The sequence below is a fragment of the Allobosea massiliensis genome (assembly GCF_042655245.1).
In the GTDB taxonomy this organism is placed as follows: domain Bacteria; phylum Pseudomonadota; class Alphaproteobacteria; order Rhizobiales; family Beijerinckiaceae; genus Allobosea; species Allobosea massiliensis.
The window spans coordinates 1-7,071 of sequence record NZ_JBHSLU010000102.1 but is presented as its reverse complement, the minus strand read 5'-3'; the positions used below and the strand labels follow the sequence as shown (position 1 = coordinate 7,071).

Below are 7,071 nucleotides of genomic sequence, written 5' to 3'. Positions count from 1 at the left end.
AGCGCCAAATGTACGGCCGCGGAAAGATCGATCTTCTCCAGGCGCGTCTGATTGGCGCGACATGAGCCCCAAACGTCAGCGAGATTGCGTCAGACCCGAAATTTATCGCCCATCATCTCTGGGATCCGGCGCGACGGGCCGAGGATACCGCGCACGGCATGCCGGCTGACGTCGAGGCGTCCCTGCGCGCCGGCGACCATCTGCGCAGCGACGGGCCCCACGCGAGTTCGACCGTGAAGCGCCGCCTGGCGCATTGGGCGACCCTGCATCGCTGGAAGGGTCTTGAGAGCCCGCTCGGCACGCCGGCGATCCGGACGGGTATGCGCCTGGCGGTCCGGGCCAGCGCAGAACCGCGCCGGCGCAAGAGCAAGCGCGCCATCACCCGCGACATCCTCGACCGGTTGATCGCGACCTGCCAAACCGACCGCCTCGCCGACACCCGCGATCTCGCCATCCTGCTCGTCGCCTTCGGCTCGGGTGGGCGCCGGCGCAGCGAGGTCGCGCGGCTACGCCTCGAGCAGCTCACCGTCGAGCCGGATGTGCTGCTCGATCCCGATGATAAGGATTCGCCGCGCCTGCCCTGCATGGCGATCGCGCTCGGGCGCACCAAGAACACCCAAGCGGACGATGACGCTCGCGTCCTGCTGATCGGGGCGCCCGTCACGGCGCTGCGCGAGTGGATCGAGCGGGCCGATGTCAAGAAGGGCGCGGTGTTCCGGGCTATCGATCAATGGGAGGCGATCAACGATCGCGCGCTGACTCCTCAGGCGATCAACCTGATCCTGAAACGGCGCTGCGCCATGGCCGGGCTTGATCCAGTTGAGTTCTCCGCCCATGGCCTGCGCTCGGGCTATCTCACCGAGGCGGCCCGCAACGGCGTCGCCCTGCCCGCCGCGATGCGCCAGTCCCAGCATCGCTCGGTCCAGCAGGCCGCGCGCTATTACAACGATGCCGACCAGGCGCTGGGCAAGGCCGCGCGGCTGGCGGTATGAGCTTCCTTTCGGGTCCGACAGCCTGCATGCTTCCGGACAGCCACGAGAGACACGGCCATGCCGATGAGCGACGACAAACGAGAGCGTTTTTGCGCGCAGCTCGACCAAGCCGTCGATGCGGCCAAGGCGGCCTTGGTACCCGTCTTCGATGGCGGCGCCTACGACCTGTCCGAAGACGAGCTGTCGCTGCTGTCGGAGGTCTCGTTCAAGCTCGGCATGCTGCGCATCGTCATCATCGACAAAAATCTGATCGCCGACCAGGTCGAAGCCCGCTGGTAGGAGGAGAAGGCGCGGCGGGCTGAGGCCGTTCTGCGCCACGAACAGCGGTCATCGAAGGGGTAGCCACCTAACGGCAGTGCCGGGGATCGAGACCATGCGCCAGGGCGCGACGCGGAGCGCACAAACCACCCGGCGACTGCTGTTGCCAGGTGCAGTGATGCGCTCGCGGACAATCAAAATCCCGACGACGCGTCGGATCGTTCAATCGCGGCCAGGACCCCCCTTCCCCGGCTGACGCCATCGCAACCTCTCCGGTCGCCACACGCCCGGCCTGACAGACTTGTCCGTCGAACCAACGGCAACCCTCGCGCTCGCATGGCGCATTTATCGCTCCGCTCCAGCTCGACCCGTCGGCCGCGAAGAGCGGGCACATGGTCGCAGGGCAAAAACTGATGTCCGTCATCGCGCTGCCGACCCAACAATTTGCTCCGTGCCAGCGATCGCAGACATCGAACACGTTTGCTCGGCGCGAAGCGAAAGTCCCTGCCCTTCCAGCCAGACCTCGACCGCGGTCGCCCGCGCGGGCCCAATGCCTTTTTCCGCCTCGAGCTCGGCCCGGCTATAGGCCGCCGCGATCCGCGCCAGATTGGCGGCCCTTTCGCGGGCAAAGCGGCCACCGAGTGCCGCGTGGCGACCGGAGAGCAGCACGGTCAGTATTGCTCGGGACAGTTTGGCCATTGCGAGCATCACAAGCCCTCGCGGCGGAGTCTGCAAGGCCGCGATAGCCCTGAGCAAAACATCCAGACAGAGCGTGGCAGCGCTGCATCACGATCACGCCCGCTTCTTTTCGCGCTTGCGGCTGCCGATCAGCGCCATCAGCATCGGCCCGAGCGAGAACTCCGCCGCTTGCGCCTTTCGTGTCAGTTCGCGCAGATAGCCGCCGGCGCTGGATATTGCCTCGCCGCGCTGCAGGATCGCCGCCACCACGATCGAGGCCTGGACCTCGTCCATGACGCCAATCGCCTCCTCCCAGGCGCTTGGGCTGATCCCGAGCATCGGCCGGACGACGGCAACCGTCGCCAAGAAGTCGCGCCAATTGGCGATTCCGCCCTTCGAATAGTCGATGAGGTCGGGACAGGCGTCCAGAACCATGCCCAGCGGGAACGTCCCATCCGGCACCCGCTTCGGTTCCGGCACGATCTCCAAACCAACCCCCCTGCTTTCTGGAAAGCGAGGTTCAAGTTCAACAGGGGAGTCTGGATTTGAATTTTGTATGTGACGCTCATTCTGAGACTCATTGCCGCTCATTTTTTGAGTTTTGATATGCGTTTCCAGGAGGTTGAGGATTTCGTCGGCCAAGAGCGAGAGTTCGTCGGCGATTGGCTCCAGGGCTTGCCGCGTAGCGATGCGCGGAATCCGGATCATGATGCCGCGATAGAGCTGGTGTATCTCGGCCCAGTCGGCCGGCCCCTGCCCACCTGCCTGTGTCGGAACGCCTTCCTCGATCCCCGTCGCGATCATTTTTGCGATGTCGCGCCGGCAGATCGTGATGCGCTCACGGACCAGGCGCAGCGCCCGAGCTTCGGCCGCGACCTCGGCCGCGAGAGCTTCGAATTCCTCAGCTCGCACGACGAGCGGCGCCAGATCGAAGCCAAAGGCGAACTCGATCTCCCCTGCCCTGCCCTTGCGGGCGTAGCGCTTGCCGTTGGGGCTATCGCGCCGGACGATCAGCCCGGCATCGACCAGAGCCGCCAGATGGCGCCTGAGCGTCGCCATGGGCATGCCATGCGCCCGCAAGGAGAGCTGGTGGTTCGATGGGAAGACGATGAGGCCTTCGCCGGTGAGGACGGTTTCAGGGTGGAAGGACAGCAAAGCGTCCAGGACGGCCAGCGCCCGCTCAGGGACGCCCAGCGCGTTCTTGGCGGTGCAGATCGCACGGAAGATATTCCATTTGTGGACCGCCTTCTCCGGCGGTCGTGCTTTCGCGACCACCTGACTTGCCACATGGGCAAGAGTCAGCGATCGCCGCCCAAAAGGCGTCGTTACGGATAGTCGCGTCATGGTTTTGCCCTTCAGCTTTAGGCAAAGCGAGAGCGCGCACCAAAACGGCGTCCAATCTCCTCACGGAGACTCTTGACTGTGATTCGCGGAAGTGGGATTCTCATTGTCGCCAGACTAACGAGAGGGGCTTCCGAGACGCTGTTTCGGGGGCCTTTCTTTTTGCCTTGGCTACCTCTTAGTTTGTTGCACCATCATCCGGCTTCAGCCAAGGCCTTCGCCGCCTCCATCGCCCTGCTCGACCTTGTCAGATGACAAGCTTTTCGCAGGTCGCTGAAATCACGCCTCGCCCTCTCGGGCAAAAAATCGCTCCATGAGTCCCGGCAGCTCCCCTTCGAGGAAATCGCTGAAGGCCTGACCGTGACCGGATGCGACCGACAATCGGACGTCGTCGTTCGAAAACATCGCCTTGCCGACGACCCTGCCAGCCGGGCTCCTGAGCTTCATCTCCCGGCGCGGTCGCGCGACGGGCGGCGTTACCGCGGCCAACGCCGCTTTGAACCGCTCGTCCGACGGAAGCGCTGAGACCTTGTCATCTGACAAGGCCTTCCTGACTCTATCGAGAGCCGAGGTGTCGTTGCCGATCGCATCTGCCAGCGCCGTCCAGCGAGGACGCCCAACCTTCGGCGCCCGACCGATCGCTTCGATGATCTCAACCGGCAGGGCCCGGGAAACCGCTCGAAACCTTGCCAGTTCCGGATCGTCCACGGACAAAGCGGCTCGGACATCGCGCGACCTGATCCCCGCATCATCCATGCGCTTGGCGAACAGCGCGCGTTCGACCCAGCTCAGATCCTGGCGCGCGGCATTTTCGATGCCTTGGGCGACGACGAGCTCGACATCCGACAGCGCGAGAACCGTCGCCTTGACCTTGATCCCGAGATCGGATGCAGCCCGCCACCGACGATGCCCATAAACGACCTGATAGCGGCCCTCATGCGATGGGTGCCGGCGAACCTGGATCGGGACCTTCTGACCCTCCTCCGAGATCAGCGTCTTTAGCGCCGCGAATTCGAGATCATCGTCATCTGGCAATCGGTCGGGGAAAGGGGAGGGGTCGATCAGCTTGGGATCGATATCCACTCCGCCGCCGGCATCGACAAGCGCCTTGAGGCGGTCGCGCTCTTCCCGCAACTCGGTGAGCGAGCGCTGTGTCGCTCCGATCACGCCCGCCCCAACCCGGGCCAGCGGCTGCGCCACCATTGGACCGGCGTCCGCACCCGGCACATCCGGAACCGCTGTGTCGGGCTGGGAGAAGGAGCCGAAGTTCGCCAGGATCGATTTTCCGCCGGCACGCTTGCCCATCATGTCCGGCCCCAGCTTTGCTTGATCAGGCTGAGGATCTGGTCGTTGACAGCATCGACGGACTCGCGCGCGCGTTTGGCTGTCGCTGCTGAGATGTTGCCAGGCTCGAGCTCGTACAACGTGCGCTTCGCCAGGCCCGCCGTCTCGATGGCCGCGCTTTCAACCGCGGTTGATGTGAGAACGTCCTCGGTGAAGAGATGGCGAAGCATGGTCACGACATGGACCTGCGATTGGTCCATCGGGTCGTGCCGCGTCACCACGTAGCGCAGAAAATCTTGGCTCATCGTGGCTCCGGCGTCGCGGATCACCGAGATCAGGTCCCCCATCATCAGAAGGAACTGGCTCATCGACATCACGTCGAGCATCGCGGGGTGCACGGTCACAAGCAGCCCGGTCGCCGCGTAGATGGCGCCCAGCGTCAAGAACCCTAGCGATGGCGGCGTATCGAGGATGACGACGTCGTAATCGTCCTCCACCTCCGCCAGAGCGAGCCGAAGGCGCTCGAAAAAGATGCCGTCCGAACCAGCCTGGCGTTTCGAAAGGAAGCGCGGCGTTTCGTGCTCGTACTCCATGACCTCGATGTTTCCCGGGATCAGGTCGATCCCGCTGAAATAGGTCGGCCGGATGATCTCCGCGATGGGGCGGCGTTCGTCGTCGTATCGAAGAGCGGCGTAGATCGTCTCGTTGTGCTGCACATCCATTTCAGGCTGCGCGCCGAACATCGCCGACAGAGACGCCTGCGGATCGAGATCGATCGCCAGAACGCGATAGCCATGCAACGCCAGGTAATGCGCCAGATGGGCGCTCGTCGTCGTCTTCGCGCTGCCGCCCTTGAAATTGGCGACGGCCAATATCTGCAAATGCTCTCCGACTCGCCGATGCGGCAGGAATCGTAAGGCTTCAGCGGGGCGCTGCGCTGCGAACAACGCGCGAAGCGCGTTGATCTGCGCCAGCGTGTAGGCGCGGTGATTGTTCTCGAGCCGGGCAGGGACGGGGCCCTTGCCTTCATTCGACATCAGCTTGAGGGTCGACTCAGGAATCGACGTCAGCCTGGACACTTCATGTATCATGAAATGCCTGAGGCTCTTTTGCGCGTTGGGCGGATACATCTGCTTGCGCCGTGCCTGCAGATGATCCGAGAGCATGCCGGCGTGCCGGACGATCTTGTCCGCAGGATCCTCGCCCTGCATTGTGGTCAACGCCTGCGGCATCATTGTCGATTCTGAACCCCATTGTCGGGCTAGGTACGTTTTATCGCCCTACGCCCGACAAATGTTGGCCATGATTCTCGCCTGCCGTCCAGAGATTTAAGGTTAACAGATACTTAATGGCGCTGGACGACGTGGTCCATTTCACGTCCGCCCCGAGGAATTAGAATAGGTTCTCAGGTGCTTACGTTCTGGAGGCCGTGCCTTCAGCTCGAGCGCAAATGGGAGATTGTTGAAACCGATCAGGCAATCCACCGTGCTTTGAGCGCATTGGCGACAGCCTGCGGCAACGTCTCCGCTCCGAGGTTCGCCCGGGCGTTATCAAGGTGAAACTTAATCGCCCGCGGCGTGATCCCCATGATCATGGCGGTCGCCTCCATCGATTTTCCCCGAGCAGCCCATGTGAGGCATTCCCTCTCGCGCTGGGTCAACGGCACCGCGTCATTGGGCGGAGACCGCAGCCCCAATTTCGCATCGGCGTGCGCGTGAAATGTCAGCCCGATCAGTTGGACGATGTCGTTCGCTTCGGTGACCATCCTCCCATGAGCTGAGCTGACTTCGTCGACCGCGAAGGTGAAGGCGGCGAACCGATTGAAGCCGCCGGCGATCGCGACAGAGACGCCATGGCGGATGCCAAACTCGTCTGCGTCGTCGAAAAGGCGCTTCTGGGCGCGCAGCGGAAACTGACGCGCGGCTTCGCGGGTCCACTGCAGTGTTGCGCGCCCGCTTCGAGCGAAGGCGACCACGGGATCGACGTCCTGGTAGCCCTCCGCAAAATAATGCTCGCTCCAGCGCTTGGGATAGGACGAGATCAAGACTGGATCGGCTTCGCCAAAGCCGAGATAGGCGAAGTACCGGAACCCCATGCTCTCGGCGACACGTTGGCCGACGCGCCCGAACTCCGCTTCCGCGTCCGACGAGTGCAGACCGTCGACCAGCTCTTGATAAGCCATTTCCACCGATTTCATCGGGTCTCCGTTGTGTTGCGGCGCCTTGCTTCACGCGCCTGATGATCCTCTCGCGATCGATGCGGATGGCATTTGCCGGAAAGATATGGCGATAGCGCGGCCACAACCTTTGAGCGAATCCACCCTGTCAGATCCGACAGGTTCGTTCAGAGCCTGCGTCTGATTGGTTGGCTCCAGATCAACGATTCGGAGGTGGCCATGCAGGTCGTCGAACTGACCCGCGCCGGTCGTGTCCCATAGCGTGGTGTAGCTGACGGTGGTCACCGGCGATTGCCGGTTAGGTTTGGGTTGTGAACGCCAACCCTGAACCGAGAGATCCCC

The 7,071-nt window shown here is 63.2% G+C and carries 8 protein-coding genes; 2 read left to right on the top strand and 6 right to left on the bottom strand.

Annotated elements, in window-relative coordinates:
• Window positions 1-83 precede the first annotated feature (83 nt).
• Window positions 84-992 (top strand): tyrosine-type recombinase/integrase, encoded by a 909-nt coding sequence (locus tag ACFPN9_RS25450; RefSeq protein WP_377817822.1) that lies wholly within the window; start codon window positions 84-86, stop codon window positions 990-992.
• 57 nt (window positions 993-1,049) lie between these two features.
• Entirely contained in the window at window positions 1,050-1,271 is a 222-nt protein-coding gene (locus ACFPN9_RS25445; RefSeq protein ID WP_067254579.1) for a hypothetical protein, read from the top strand.
• 399 nt (window positions 1,272-1,670) lie between these two features.
• Here ACFPN9_RS25445 and ACFPN9_RS25440 read toward each other — a convergent pair whose 3' ends face one another.
• The 6 genes from ACFPN9_RS25440 to ACFPN9_RS25415 all read right to left on the bottom strand — a co-directional run.
• Window positions 1,671-1,958: a hypothetical protein gene (locus ACFPN9_RS25440; protein ID WP_067254575.1), complete on the bottom strand. Its 288-nt coding sequence runs from the start codon at window positions 1,956-1,958 to the stop codon at window positions 1,671-1,673.
• A gap of 84 nt (window positions 1,959-2,042) precedes the next feature.
• Window positions 2,043-3,272 carry a plasmid replication protein RepC gene (gene repC, locus ACFPN9_RS25435; protein ID WP_377817821.1) on the bottom strand — a complete coding sequence of 410 codons (1,230 nt, stop codon included), beginning with the start codon at window positions 3,270-3,272 and terminating at the stop codon, window positions 2,043-2,045.
• Window positions 3,273-3,548: 276 nt separating this feature from the next.
• The gene (gene repB / locus ACFPN9_RS25430; RefSeq protein ID WP_067254567.1) at window positions 3,549-4,574 is read right to left on the bottom strand and encodes a plasmid partitioning protein RepB; all 1,026 of its coding nucleotides are present in this window, start codon (window positions 4,572-4,574) and stop codon (window positions 3,549-3,551) included.
• Window positions 4,574-5,788, bottom strand: a complete 1,215-nt coding sequence (repA, locus tag ACFPN9_RS25425) for a plasmid partitioning protein RepA (protein WP_067254563.1) — start codon at window positions 5,786-5,788, stop codon at window positions 4,574-4,576. Before repA ends, repB begins: the two co-directional genes overlap by 1 nt.
• Window positions 5,789-6,024: 236 nt before the next feature.
• Window positions 6,025-6,750, bottom strand: coding sequence for a LuxR family transcriptional regulator (locus ACFPN9_RS25420; RefSeq protein ID WP_067254560.1), 726 nt, complete (start codon window positions 6,748-6,750; stop codon window positions 6,025-6,027).
• A gap of 30 nt (window positions 6,751-6,780) precedes the next feature.
• Window positions 6,781-7,071, bottom strand: a 291-nt coding sequence (locus tag ACFPN9_RS25415) for a hypothetical protein (protein ID WP_377817820.1), incomplete at its 5' end; no start/stop codon positions are given.

What these genes read in the sequence shown, in the direction of transcription:
- ACFPN9_RS25445 (WP_067254579.1), top strand. Translation starts at nt 1,050, where the DNA reads ATGCCGATGAGCGACGACAAACGAGAGCGTTTTTGCGCGCAGCTCGAC.
- ACFPN9_RS25440 (WP_067254575.1), bottom strand. Translation starts at nt 1,958, where the DNA reads ATGCTCGCAATGGCCAAACTGTCCCGAGCAATACTGACCGTGCTGCTC.
- repC (WP_377817821.1), bottom strand. Translation starts at nt 3,272, where the DNA reads ATGACGCGACTATCCGTAACGACGCCTTTTGGGCGGCGATCGCTGACT.
- repB (WP_067254567.1), bottom strand. Translation starts at nt 4,574, where the DNA reads ATGGGCAAGCGTGCCGGCGGAAAATCGATCCTGGCGAACTTCGGCTCC.
- repA (WP_067254563.1), bottom strand. Translation starts at nt 5,788, where the DNA reads ATGATGCCGCAGGCGTTGACCACAATGCAGGGCGAGGATCCTGCGGAC.
- ACFPN9_RS25420 (WP_067254560.1), bottom strand. Translation starts at nt 6,750, where the DNA reads ATGAAATCGGTGGAAATGGCTTATCAAGAGCTGGTCGACGGTCTGCAC.